The organism is Bacillus stercoris, assembly GCF_029772985.1.
GTDB classification, from domain to species: domain Bacteria; phylum Bacillota; class Bacilli; order Bacillales; family Bacillaceae; genus Bacillus; species Bacillus stercoris.
In genome coordinates, this window is sequence record NZ_CP121861.1 from 3,251,712 (window position 1) to 3,264,863 (window position 13,152).

Here is a 13,152-nt window from a genome sequence, read left to right on the forward strand (position 1 = left end):
TGCAAATGTATCATAACCTGCTGCTCAATTCAATCATTTTTTTACACAATATTGCCATCGCACAGCACAAAAAAACCTCCGCTTTATGGCGGAGATTTTAGCTGAATAAATAGGTAAGCGCGTCAGACACGGCAGCTTTTCCTTGATCAATGCAGTCGGGTATTCCGACACCTTCAAAAGAAGCGCCTGTCATATAAACACCCGGATATGCGGCTGCCAGTGATTCACGCAGTTCCTTGATGCGCTGCTTATGGCCGACATGATACTGCGGCATGCTTTCATGCCATCGGGTGACACATGTCATTTCCGGTTCGCCGTTTATGTTCATGACTTTCTTTAAGTCTTCTAACACAATGTTGATAATGTCATTATCTGATAGATCGACAATCGATTCGTCTCCGGCTTTTCCGACATATGCCCGAAGCAGCGTTTTGCCTTCCGGCGCTGCGTGCGGCCATTTTTTGTTCGTCCACGTACAGGCTGTGATCGCAAAATCACTGTTTCTCGAAATGACAAAGCCCGTTCCCTCATGCTCCATTTGGACGGCGCCTTCCGGGAAGCCTAAAGCGACGTTTGCCACGGATGTGGAGTGCATATTTTTCAAATGGGAAATAGCAGTGAGCTCAGAAAGCATTCCCGCAGCCGCTTTATGCGGAGCAGTCACAATTACTGAATCAGCATCAAGTGTGACACCGTTATCCAGTTCAAGCGAGTAGCCAGAGCCGCCACGGCTGAGCTTGGTCACTTTTGTGCCTTTATACACCTTCGTCAGCTTTAATTGCTTTTCGATCTCTTCAACAAGGGTTTGCAATCCGGTTGACAGAGTCTGGAACTGTCCTTGTTTCTTTGCCGTCAGCTGCTGGCCTGAGCCTTGAGGCCTTGTTTTTTTCATGCCGAGAATCAGGCTTCTATGCTTTTGTTCCGTCTGGTAAAACTGCGGGAATGTCGACATCAGGCTGAGCTTATCAATGTCGCCTGCATAGATCCCTGATAGAAGCGGCTCGATTAAGTTCTCGACCACTTCATCTCCGACACGTCTGCGGAAGAATTCTCCCAATGACTGATCATCCTTTGTTTTGCTTGCAGGCAGGATGAAATCCATAGCAGCTCTCGCCTTACCGGACAAGGAAAACAGACCCGTAGATACAAACGGCGCAATTTTTGTCGGTATCCCCATTACAGCGCCCTTCGGCATTGGATGCAGGGTGCGGTTTACAAGCACATAGGATTGTCCGGTCGCATTGTTGACAAGCAAATGCTCAAGACCTAAATCTTTAACAAGCTGCGGGGCGCTTTTCTTCCGTTCCAGAAATGAGTCTGGCCCTCTTTCGATGATATAGCCGTCTTTCTTGACAGTCTGGATTTTTCCGCCGACTCTCGGACTTGCCTCAACAAGTGTCAGCTCAAGCGGCAGATTCTTTTCTTTGATTTCTTTTTCCATATAGAAGGCGGCGGCTAAACCGGTAATGCCGCCGCCGATGATGACTACATGTTTTTTTCCGTCACTCATGTTCATCGCCTTCTTTAACGTCCTAATTTTTTTAATACGACTGTTGCCAAAGCATCAATAAACTCAGGCTTGGCATTCGGCATTTCCGGCCGGTAATAGCTTGCGCCGATATCGTCTGTAACCACTTTGCATTCATAATCATTATCATAAAGCACTTCTAAGTGATCCGCGACAAACCCGACAGGAACATATACAAACGCTTGATAGCCTTTTTGTTCAAATAAATCGCGAGTTAAATCCTGAACATCAGGTCCCAGCCATGGATCAGGCGTGTTCCCTTCACTTTGCCAGCCGACAGCATATTCGGAAACGCCTGCGCCTTCAGCAATCAATTTCGCCGATTCATGAAGCTGGTCCGGATAAGGGTCTCCAAATTCTTTGATTTTTTCCGGCAGACTGTGCGCGGATACGATGAGCATCGCGTTTTCTCTTTCATCCTCAGGCATTGACGCATATGTTTCCTTCACTCGGTCAACCCAATATGTCACGAACTTCGGTTCATCGTACCAGCTTTCAACAGACGTAATCGTTAAACCGCCGAGTTTTTCAGCCTCTTCTTTGGCACGCTTATTGTAGGACTGAACGCTGAACGTGGAGAAATGCGGCGCCAGCACGATGCTGACTGCTTCTGTAATGCCGTCTTTATGCATCTCTGCTACAGCGTCTTCAATAAATGGCTCGATATGCTTCAGTCCGATATACGCTTTAAACGTAATCTCGTCCTGAATCTCATTCAAGTGCTGTTCCAGATTATGTGCCTGCTCTTCTGTGATTTTGGCAAGCGGTGAAATGCCGCCAATTGCTTCGTATCTGTCTTTCAAATCTTGAAGCATTTCAGGTTCAGGCTTTCTGCCTCTTCTGATATGTGTATAATAACGTTCGATATCTTCTTCTTTATAAGGCGTGCCGTACGCCATCACGAGAAGCCCCATTTTCTTTCTACTCACTGTTTACACCCTCTTTAATGATCTGATACAAACATTTTGACAGGATATCATCATGATACCAAAAGATATGCTTAGGAATATTGACCCATTTTCTTGTTTTGTGAATATTTATGGACAAATGCTGTCAGTTTTTTCAAAACCTCAGGACTGACGTCTGGAAATACCCCGTGTCCCAGGTTGAAAATGAAGTTGTCCGATTTCATTCCTTGATCAAGTATTGCCGCCGTTTTCTTCTCAATGACGTCCCATGGCGCAAGCAAAATGGACGGGTCCAGGTTGCCTTGCACTGTTTTGGTGATTCCTTTTGATCTGGCTTCATCAATGCTGAGTCTCCAATCCAGCCCGACAACATCGAGAGGAAGGTCATGCCAGTCTCCCGCCAGATGGCTTGCACCAACGCCAAACATGATCAGCGGCACATTCTCCCCGGCAAGCTCTGAAAAGATCCGGTTCATCACGGGTTTGATATATGTTCTGTAATCAGCCTGATTCAGCGCGCCGACCCACGAATCAAAGATTTGAATCGCTTTTGCGCCTGCTTTAATCTGCGCTTTCACATACACAATGATCATGTCGGCAAGCTTGGACATCAGCAGATTCCATGCATCCGGCATGCTGTACATGAAGGCTTTTGTTTTATTGTAATTTTTAGATGGGCCGCCTTCGATCATATAGCTGGCAAGCGTAAAAGGCGCACCTGAGAAACCGATGAGCGGGACGTTCAGCTGCTCATTGACAAGCAGTTTAATCGTCTCAAGCACGTACGGCACGTCCTGTTCCGGATCAATCTGGCCGAGTTTTTCAATGTCCGCCAGAGACCGGATTGGCTGATCAATCACAGGACCGATCCCGTTTTTGATTTCAACATCCACACCAATTGACGGAAGCGGAGTCATGATATCTTTATATAGGATTGCAGCATCGACTCCGTATTGCTCAACCGGCAGTCTTGTGACATACGCACAAAGTTCGGGCTGATGGGTGATCTCAAACAATCCGTATTTTTCCTTCAGCTTGCGGTATTCCGGCTGTGAGCGCCCTGCTTGTCTCATATACCACACAGGCGTGTGATCCGCTTTTTCTCCCCGCGCAGCTTTTAAAAACGTCTCGTTAAACGTTTCTCGTTTACTCATCTGATTTCCACCTTTCATACTGCAACCATACGTTCGTATTTCTTGACTTATTACACTATACCTTGTTTTAGGCAAATGGTATAGAAATGAAGCTCAAAGTTCAAAAAATCGCCGAATTCCATTAAGAGGAAAACAATTTCGGCTGAACGTAATCGGTTCCTCCCCCTTCTCTTTTTGTCTGTGAATTATAAGGCACAATTTTATAAGACGCGCCCGAAAACAAGTTGGCATAATGGATTTCATAGCTCCCCTTCCCTTCAACCGAATCAAGAAGCGTCTCCTTTCCGTCCTTGTTTACATAAATTCTGTATACAACCCGATCATCCTCTTGGGCGTCCCACTTTAATTCAATAGTAAAGAGTCCCGCTGCTTTAAATGTGTAATCGGCTGTGAGTGTTTTGACCGGCTTCAGCTCAATCGGACTTTCCAGTTCTTTGACGTTTTTAGGCTTTGTGAACACAGCACCGGTTTCTCCTGCCTGTGTCAAAATATCCTTAAACAGCCGCGTCGGGTATGAGCTCCCGGATGTTAAATAATGATTTCGGTCCGTTTTGTCATAGCCCATCCAGACTGCCCCGGTTATTTTCGGCGTATAGCCTGCAAACCAGGCGTCCTTTGTCGCGCCGGAGACGCCTGTATAAGATGTAGAACCTGTTTTTCCCGCCAGGTCGCCGTGATAGGTGCCGGACGTAGCCGTTCCCTTTTTGACTACCTGCTGCAGCATTCTCGTCATATACCAAGACGTCTGCTTGCTGAATACCCGCTTTCCTTCTTCTTTATGATCGGCTATTGTTTCTCCGTCTTCATCTATTATGCTTGAGATAAAGAAGGGTTCAGTATACGTTCCGTTCGCGGCAAATGTATGAAATGCTCCCGCAAGCTGGAGCGGTGAAACGCCTTTTTCCAAGCCGCCTAGAGCAAGAGCAAGGCCTTCATCAGGGATATCAATGCCGTTTGCTTTCAAATAAGATTTTCCTGTTTCAACGCCGATCTCATTCAGCGTCCAGACAGCCGGCGCGTTTTTGCTGTACGTAATGGCGTCAGACATAGTGACTTCGCCCTCATACCGGCTGTCGTAGTTTTTCGGCGTATAATCTCCGTAGGACTGCAACTCATCCTTCAATAGAGAATACGGCTTAAATTTCTTTTCCTGCATCGCCGGTCCGTATACGGCAAGCGGCTTAAATGTGGAACCCGGCTGGCGGACAGCTGTGACACGGTTATATCCTTTGGATGTGTAATCCCTTCCGCCGATGGCCGCTTCTACACCGCCTGTCTTGTTATTAATAAAGACCGCGCTTCCCTCGGCATTCTGATCTGTTCCGGGATAATAGCTTCCCTCTTTCATCACCTGGTAAGCCGTCTTCTGCAGCTTCGAATCGAGCGGCACCTTGATCGTGTATCCGCCTTGAAGAAGCTGCTCTCCAGAAATGGAATACTTGTCTTCCGCCTCTTTGATCACAAGGTCAATGTAGCTGTCAAACCAAGGTGTTTCCGACTGTTTCTTCACATGCAGTCCAAGCGTTCGGCCCTGTGCGGTGACAGCCTCTTTCGCACTGATATAACCTTGGTCATTCATCATACCTAGAATTGTATCACGCCGCTCCTTATTTTTATCAGGGTGCAAAATCGGAGAGTACGTAGAAGGCGCCTTCGGAATAGCGGCCAAAACAGCGCCTTCAGATACAGTCAAATCTTTTACTTCTTTATTAAAATAATAGTGGGACGCCGCTTGTATGCCGTAGACCCCGTGTCCGAAGTAAAGCTGGTTTAAATACATTTCAAGCAGCTTGTCCTTGCTGTAATCCCGTTCAAGATTGATCGCAATGATCACTTCTTTTGTTTTTCTTAGAAACGTTTTGTCATGTGTCAGAAAAATATTTTTGGCAAGCTGCTGGGTGATCGTGCTTCCGCCTTCCACCTTTCCGCCTGCTAATATATCGCGATACACTGCCCTTCCGACAGATTTTGCATCAATGCCGTGATGCTCATAGAACCTTTTATCCTCAACAGCGATAAACGCTTCTCTGACCTGCTTAGGAATCTCATTGATCGAGACCGGCTCGCGATTTTCTGTATACAGGCTTGCAACCTCATCTCCGTTTTGATCAACAATTTTTGAAGAGGCATGAAGTATCAGCTTCTTTTCATCTATGACATAATGCCCGAGAAAAATAATTGAAATATATCCTATTAAAGCGAGAAAAGCAGTTAACACTAAAATAATGATAGGTATAAAAAGTTTCTTTTTCTTTATCTTAAACATGAACTCACCTCGCCTTTCTAAGGGTAGTATGGGAAAAATTGTTTGGAATTATGTTCGAAGCACTCGCCAATAGAAACTTATACCATTGTTTTGGTATACTAGCAAGCAGGAGGTGGCTGATATGAAGGTTTATATTACATATGGGACAGCCGATTTTTTAAAAAAGATCGTTGAGAAGCATCCCTCAGAGCATATCCTTTTGATGCAGGGGCAGGAAAACGCGATTTTGATTCATGAAACAAACGGAGATACCGTTTTCCAGGCACCACATGCTTATGAAGTCATTGACCAAGTCGGAGAGATCAAGCATCCCGGTTTTGCAGTATTGAACAATATTGCCGTCACACAGGAAGGGCGTCCGCTGTTTGAAAACAGATTTAAAAACAGAGCGGGAAAAGTTGAAAATGAGCCTGGCTTTGAAGCAATTCGAGTGCTCCGTCCGCTTGACAGTGACACCTATGTCATTCTGACATTGTGGGAAACGGAAAGTGCCTTTCAAGACTGGCAGCAGTCCGGTTCTTACAAGGAAGCCCACAAAAAACGTGGCACGTCTGCCGGAATTGACACGACGTCGATCTTCTCCCGGCCTTCGTACGTCACCACATATTTCGCTGTCGAATAGCTGCCGGCATGTCCGGCAGCTTATTTATTGGGAGAAAAGCAAAATGAAGCATCCTTGCCCAGTCTGCAGGTTTAAGGGATTGACGGGTACGAGATGCAGCACGAGGATGGTTCATATTTAGAACCTGCGGAAAGCATCATCGCCTACAGAAAACAGTGGCTTGCTGACGGTTCTGTTATGTTTTCTCCTGATTGCTGCCCAGCGCAACAGCAAAAAGCGAAAAAAGTGTTAAAGCATGTTTTAACTGAACAGCTGAAACGTATCAATGCTGATCTTCCATCATAACCCAGACTTCTGTCCCGCACCTTCCGCCCGCCTATGAATAATCTGTAGGAAGCGGAAGGAGTGATTAATGATGGAAGTCGGGATTTTGCCTATCCATGTTCTGTACGTGTTGTTTATCGGGGCGATTATCCTATTTATGCTGCTGCGGAAAGATACGACCTTTATTTCCTTATTCGGCATTTTTATCATATCGCTATGGGCCAGCCATTCACTTTCAGCTTCTGTCAGCAGCTTGTTCCACAGCTTTATCTATGCGGCCGGCGAACTGCTGCCCACGATTTTCATCATTTGCTTTATCGTTTCGATGAGTGATTTATTAACAAAAACAGGGATAAATGAAGCGATGATTTCTCCCTTTACAAGCCTTGTGAAAGGGCCCGTGACTGCCTACTGGCTGATTGGAGGCCTGATGTTCGCCATTTCTCTCTTCTTCTGGCCTTCTCCGGGTGTCGCTTTGATCGGCGCCGTCCTGCTCCCGGCAGCCGCACGCGCCGGTTTGACGCCTCTTGCAGCAGCCATGGCCATGAACTTATTCGGACATGGTTTTGCCCTGTCAGGAGACTTTGTCATTCAGGCGGCGCCAAAGCTGACTGCGGATGCAGCAGGCATTCCAGTGGGTGATGTCGTCTCGGCCAGCATTCCGCTTGTGCTGATTATGGGTGTGACAACAACAACCGCTGCCTTTATCATGATTCAGCGCGAGCACAGAAAACAGGAGCATCCCGCTTCTTTTTCCCCCGTTTTTTCCGGCGAACAAGACAACTCACTGTACTTGCCAAAACGCATGCGGTCCATTCTGGCTTTTTTCATTCCGCTTGTCTTTCTTGCTGATATTGCCTGCATGCTCTTGTTTAACCTGCAGGGAAATGATGCAACCGCGTTAATTGGCGGGTCTGCAATCTGTATCCTCCTAACCGTTCATTTTCTCGTGTATAAGCATAAAGGGCTTGAAAAAATCACCGGCTATTTTATTGACGGGTTTAAGTTCGGTTTTAAGGTTTTCGGCCCCGTCATCCCGATTGCCGCTTTTTTTTATCTTGGGGACTCAGGCTATGAACGCATAATAGGCGCTTCACTCCCTAAAGGTTCCCACGGCATTGTCAACGATCTCGGCATTGCTTTATCCCATATGATGCCTATGTCAAAGGAGCTTGCCGCCGCTGCATTAACTGCCGCTGGAGCCATAACAGGCCTCGACGGCTCCGGATTTTCAGGCATTTCTCTCGCCGGCTCCATTGCAAAGCTCTTTTCGTCCGCTCTCCATGCCGACCCCGCCGTCCTGACCGCACTCGGACAAATCTCCGCCATTTGGGTGGGGGGAGGCACACTGGTCCCATGGGCGTTGATTCCCGCTGCGGCCATTTGCAAAGTTGATCCATTTGAATTAGCCAGAAAAAACTTCATTCCCGTCGCGATTGGCCTTTTCGTGACAACAATCGCAGCCGTGATGATGCTTTAAAACAGCGTAAGTTGAAGTTTTCAGAATTTTCCTATACAATCATGGAAAAGCATAGAAAAGGGGGAAGCGGCTTTGTCCATATCCACACTGCAGAAAGAGATAAACAAACAGCTCGACAGCTGTTTTGAAGAAATGGTTGAGATCAGGCGACATTTCCATATGTATCCGGAGCTCTCGTTTCAAGAAGAAAAAACCGCCGCATTTATTGCTTCCTATTATGAATCGCTAGGAGTCCCAATCCGCACGAATGTCGGCGGCAGAGGGATTTTAGCATATATTGAAGGAAGCGAACCAGGCCCTACAGTCGCTTTGCGGGCTGACTTTGACGCTCTCCCCATTCAAGATGAAAAAGACGTCCCTTACGCCTCCAAAGTGCCCGGTGTCATGCACGCATGCGGCCACGACGGCCATACGGCAGCTCTTCTCGCAGTCGCCAAGGTTCTTCACCAAAACAGACATGAGCTGAAGGGAACTTTTGTGATGATCCACCAGCATGCGGAAGAATATTATCCAGGAGGCGCAAAGCCAATGATTGATGACGGCTGTCTCGAAAACGTGGATGTGATATTCGGCACTCATCTTTGGGCAACCGAACCGCTCGGAACCATTCTTTGCCGCCCCGGCGCCGTAATGGCAGCGGCGGACCGATTTACGATTAAAGTCCTCGGAAAGGGCGGCCACGGTGCTCATCCGCATGATACAAAAGACGCCGTCCTGATCGGTTCACAAATCGTTTCCTCTTTGCAGCACATTGTCAGCCGCAAGGTCAATCCCATTCAATCCGCCGTCATTTCGACAGGCTCCTTTATCGCAGACAATCCATTTAATGTCATCGCAGACCAAGCAGTACTCATCGGTACAGCACGTTCTTTTGATGAAAATGTCCAAGACATTCTGGAAAAAGAAATTGAAGCGGTTGTAAAAGGGGTTTGCAGTATGCACAGCGCGTCCTATGAGTACAACTATGAACGGGGCTATCCGGCGGTTGTGAACCATCCTGCAGAAACGAGCCACTTGGCCAGCATCGCCAAAAACATAGAGGGTGTTCAGCAGGTCATTGCCGGTGAACCGCAAATGGGCGGCGAGGATTTTGCTTATTACTTACAAAACGTGAAAGGCACTTTTTTCTTTACAGGTGCCGCTCTTGAACAGCCAGAGCGGGTCTATTCCCATCACCATCCGAAATTTGATATTAATGAAAAAGCAATGCTGACAGCAGCCAAGGTCCTTGCAGGCGCTGCAATCACCTATCATAAGCTATAAAAAAACAGCCGGGAATGTTTATTCTCCGGCTGTTTCCTTTATTATCCTCAGATGAAAAACGTGTCTTGCCGTCTCACCAAGCTGAGCCAGCAGTTTATAATTGGCAATCCCGCCGACTGCCGCTCCTACGCCCGGCAATAGCTGAAAAAACTTCACGACGTCGATATAATCGCGATATTCCTGCTGGAACACTCTCCAGTCGATGCTCTTTTTCTCCGTCTCCCAATTTTCGATGACAGAAAAAAGCGATTTTCGGCAATCATCACTCGAAAACGCAAGCTGAAACACGAGCAGCAGGAACATTCTTTCTTGTGCATCCTTCACATCAAAGCCATATATTGAGGATAAAGTAAATAAACACCTCATCTTAATAGAAAGCAGCAGCGGGAAATCGGCAATGCCTAAAAATATGCCGCCTGCTCCAGTGCCGACTCCCTCAGCAGCCGCCACCTTCTGATAAGAAGCAATCGTTTTTTTCGCCAGTTCGTTCTTTTCACTTAGCGAAAGTGTGCTTGTATCCTTCTTATAGGTAATAATATTGGAGCCCGCCATCGTCGCTTCCACCATTTTTTTCACGCTCTCAGTGACGACCGAATGGATTTTTTCAGGAATCCGCTCATTCACCTTCGTTTGCACACGCTTCGAAAAGCGTTCAAACATGGAATCCTTTCGCAAAAAATGCATTTTCCATTGAAGGGCTTCCTGCATCAGCTGATTATCTGTCATTTAACTACCCCTTTTTTAAGCTCACAGCTTGCCATGTTTTTTCAGTCTGGTTGTCATATAAGACGGCAGAACAACAAAAATCAGAACGGCAGAACCGATCAGCGCGTAAACAAAACCGGTCAAGCCGGCTGCATAGGCAGATGCAGCAGACATCAGCAGCGCTTGAACACTAAGTGCAGTTTTTAATAGAGAGAAATAGCTTTTCAGCTTCGTTTCTTTTTTCACAGGGTACAGCTCTTGAAGCGCCAGATGGTCAAAGTGGCCGAAGAGCGGCAGAAGCTGAATACCCGTAATGAAAATGGCAAACACAGTCAAAACCCCTGCAATCAGCGGGCTGGCTGAGACATACATGATGATCAGCGCGAAAATGATCGTTAACCTGACAAGAATACCCAAATAATCACTCGACCGCAAAAAGGCGCGGGTGAACATATAGGCAAATGTTTTGCGCTGTTCAAACGGCACGAGCCGCAGCAAAAAGTCAAGATACGCTCTGCGTTTCGCTTGTTTTCGCAAATGCGGCACATCAGTGAACAGGTTGGCAATCCGATAGAAACGCTGCTTGCGTCTCAATTCGGACTCGATATGGCTCTCCCATTTAAACGTTTTCCGTTTTGCTGCCGAAGACATATACAGATAAAGAGCAGCCATAATGACATAGACAAGAAGCGCATACATATAAACAGATTGCAAAACAAAATAAAGAACGAGCGTATTCGCCGCAAAGCGAATAATGACATCCATCCGCTTCATGCTGCGGTCGTTTTGGAAGGTCATGCGCCATTCCATCACCTGATTCCACGCTTTCAGCAGCAAAAGCTGGACAAAGACCGCGGCATACGAAACAAGTGAAGCCTCCGGAGTGACTGCGAAATAAAGCGGCATCGCAACGATGCTCAGTGCAATCAGCGGAAACAGCTGAGACACATAGCTGTAGACAAACGCCTGCTTCAAGTAAGGCTCCATTTTTGATTCAAGAGGCAATAAGAAAACAAGGTCAGCCTCCTTCAAAAGCGTCCGCACATAAGAGCTTGTCAACACGAGCGAAAACAGCACGGCCATCACCCAAAAGGATGGAAAGTGAGCGGGGATGTCCCGTATCCATTTGCTGTACCAGCTTGCAGCGCCCGCTAGAAAAAAGATCAAAACAATGACGAGGTGATCGTTGAGCATATATTTCATGTATGTTCTTGTTTCTTTGATATGCTCCTGCAGCCGCGACTGCCAAATATCAAGCATATTATTCATGGCCAGCGTCTTCCTTTGTAAGCTCAAGATACAAATCGTCCAGCGCCGCGTCTTTCATTCCAAACTGCTCTCTGAGCTCTGACAGCGTGCCGCGCGCCCGCACCTCGCCGTTATGTAAAATAATAAACGAATCACAATAGCGTTCTGCCGTTGCCAAAATGTGCGTTGACATCAGCACGCTCGCCCCGCCTTTTTTCGCTTCATTCATCCGCTCAAGCAGCGCGTTAATGGCAAGCGGATCAAGCCCCAGAAAAGGCTCATCAATAATGTAGAGCGCAGGCTCTGCCAAAAATGCGCACATAATCATAACCTTCTGCTTCATTCCTTTGGAAAAATGGGCCGGGAACCACTTCAATCTCTTTTCCATTCGGAATTCCTTTAAAAGCGGAGGCAGCCTTTTCTCCATCGTTTCTTTTGACAGGCCATATGCCATGGCTGTCAATTCAAGATGCTCCATCAAAGTCAGTTCTTCATATAAAACAGGTGTTTCTGGTATATAGGTGAATTGTGAACGGTAGCCTTCCGGATCCTCAGCAAAGGTTTTACCGTTTAATTCGATTGAACCTTTATGCGGGTCCATCAGCCCGATGATGTGTCTGATTGTTGTACTTTTGCCAGCACCATTCAGCCCGATTAAGCCGACTATTTGATTCGGTTCAAGGGTGAATGATACGTTTTTCAAAACCGGATTTCTTGTATATCCGCCGGTTAAGTCATTTACCGATAGCAGAGACATAGTTTCTCCCCTTATAGTGTTTTTCTTCATAGTACCAAAAACAAGGCTTGATTTGAAACAATTCCCTTTTAACAAATGATGAATTTGCTGTCATAAAGAGACAGGGTCTTGGACATCATAATAGTCGTAGAGGAAAAGCATATCAACTGAAAAATGAGGTGTTTGTCAAAGACGTCTTAGAAACAGTTGGATAGAAAATAAACATGTCCAATGCTCAAACCATTTCTCTTCACTGACTTGATGAATTCTTCATGTATGAAGCAAATTGTCAAATGAGGTGTTTATCGCAGGAATCGTTAGGCATTAAACAAGTCTTCATTTTATTGACAAATGAGGTGCTTACCAAAGGCATAACACATTTTCTTCATATAAGCTCTTCCTCTGCATTCAGGGTGAACGCTCGCCGTTCATCCTGTTTTCTATTTTCTGCATTTCTGTGGTACGATGAGTGTATACATATTAAACAATTTCATAAGGAGGAACCCTCATGCATTGTGCAGAGAATTGTATCTTTTGTAAAATTATCGCCGGCGACATTCCATCCGCGAAGGTGTATGAAGATGAACATGTACTTGCCTTTCTTGATATCAGCCAAGTGACAAAAGGCCATACGCTTGTCATTCCGAAAACACATATTGAGAATGTGTATGAATTTACAGATGAATTAGCAAAACAATATTTCCATGCTGTTCCGAAAATCGCCCGCGCTATCCGGGATGAATTTGAACCGATCGGCTTAAATACGCTGAACAATAACGGCGAAAAAGCTGGACAATCTGTGTTCCACTACCATATGCATATTATCCCCCGCTATGGAAAAGGAGATGGATTCGGAGCGGTTTGGAAAACGCATGCTGATGATTATAAACCGGAAGATCTGCAGAATATCTCTTCCTCTATCGCAAAACGCCTGGCCTCATCATAAGATGAGGTTATTTTATTTGTGAACATTTCGCA

12 protein-coding genes are annotated in these 13,152 nt (G+C 46.3%); 5 read left to right on the forward strand and 7 right to left on the reverse strand.

Annotated elements, in window-relative coordinates:
• Positions 1 to 97: 97 nt before the first annotated feature.
• From hemY to QA442_RS16990, 4 genes are all read right to left on the reverse strand, one after another.
• Positions 98 to 1,510, reverse strand: coding sequence for a protoporphyrinogen oxidase (gene hemY / locus QA442_RS16975; RefSeq protein WP_095432697.1), 1,413 nt, complete (start codon positions 1,508 to 1,510; stop codon positions 98 to 100).
• 14 nt (positions 1,511 to 1,524) lie between these two features.
• Positions 1,525 to 2,457, reverse strand: a complete 933-nt coding sequence (gene hemH / locus QA442_RS16980; protein WP_014663414.1) for a ferrochelatase — start codon at positions 2,455 to 2,457, stop codon at positions 1,525 to 1,527.
• Between the two features lie 71 nt (positions 2,458 to 2,528).
• Positions 2,529 to 3,590, reverse strand: coding sequence for a uroporphyrinogen decarboxylase (gene hemE / locus QA442_RS16985; RefSeq protein WP_040083554.1), 1,062 nt, complete (start codon positions 3,588 to 3,590; stop codon positions 2,529 to 2,531).
• 121 nt (positions 3,591 to 3,711) lie between these two features.
• Positions 3,712 to 5,856, reverse strand: coding sequence for a transglycosylase domain-containing protein (locus QA442_RS16990; protein ID WP_095432698.1), 2,145 nt, complete (start codon positions 5,854 to 5,856; stop codon positions 3,712 to 3,714).
• 121 nt (positions 5,857 to 5,977) lie between these two features.
• Between QA442_RS16990 and hmoB the strand changes: the two genes are divergently transcribed.
• From hmoB to sndC, 4 genes are all read left to right on the forward strand, one after another.
• Positions 5,978 to 6,478, forward strand: coding sequence for a heme-degrading oxygenase HmoB (gene hmoB, locus QA442_RS16995; protein WP_014663410.1), 501 nt, complete (start codon positions 5,978 to 5,980; stop codon positions 6,476 to 6,478).
• Between the two features lie 93 nt (positions 6,479 to 6,571).
• Positions 6,572 to 6,763, forward strand: coding sequence for a hypothetical protein (locus QA442_RS17000; protein ID WP_231516546.1), 192 nt, complete (start codon positions 6,572 to 6,574; stop codon positions 6,761 to 6,763).
• 67 nt (positions 6,764 to 6,830) lie between these two features.
• The gene (locus QA442_RS17005) at positions 6,831 to 8,222 is read left to right on the forward strand and encodes a hypothetical protein (protein WP_095432699.1); all 1,392 of its coding nucleotides are present in this window, start codon (positions 6,831 to 6,833) and stop codon (positions 8,220 to 8,222) included.
• A gap of 72 nt (positions 8,223 to 8,294) precedes the next feature.
• Positions 8,295 to 9,485: an N-acetyl amino acid acetylase SndC gene (sndC, locus tag QA442_RS17010; RefSeq protein WP_095432700.1), complete on the forward strand. Its 1,191-nt coding sequence runs from the start codon at positions 8,295 to 8,297 to the stop codon at positions 9,483 to 9,485.
• A gap of 18 nt (positions 9,486 to 9,503) precedes the next feature.
• Here sndC and QA442_RS17015 read toward each other — a convergent pair whose 3' ends face one another.
• The 3 genes from QA442_RS17015 to ecsA are packed head-to-tail and all read right to left on the reverse strand — an operon-like array spanning position 9,504 to position 12,195.
• Positions 9,504 to 10,211, reverse strand: coding sequence for an EcsC family protein (locus tag QA442_RS17015; protein ID WP_095432701.1), 708 nt, complete (start codon positions 10,209 to 10,211; stop codon positions 9,504 to 9,506).
• 21 nt (positions 10,212 to 10,232) lie between these two features.
• Positions 10,233 to 11,459: an ABC transporter permease EcsB gene (ecsB, locus tag QA442_RS17020; protein ID WP_095432702.1), complete on the reverse strand. Its 1,227-nt coding sequence runs from the start codon at positions 11,457 to 11,459 to the stop codon at positions 10,233 to 10,235.
• Positions 11,452 to 12,195 (reverse strand): ABC transporter ATP-binding protein EcsA, encoded by a 744-nt coding sequence (gene ecsA / locus QA442_RS17025; protein WP_014663403.1) that lies wholly within the window; start codon positions 12,193 to 12,195, stop codon positions 11,452 to 11,454. The genes ecsB and ecsA overlap by 8 nt, the downstream gene beginning before the upstream one ends.
• A 487-nt stretch (positions 12,196 to 12,682) precedes the next feature.
• Between ecsA and QA442_RS17030 the strand changes: the two genes are divergently transcribed.
• A complete protein-coding gene (locus tag QA442_RS17030; RefSeq protein ID WP_003233231.1) occupies positions 12,683 to 13,120 on the forward strand; it encodes an HIT family protein in 438 nt (145 codons plus the stop codon).
• Positions 13,121 to 13,152: the final 32 nt, after the last annotated feature.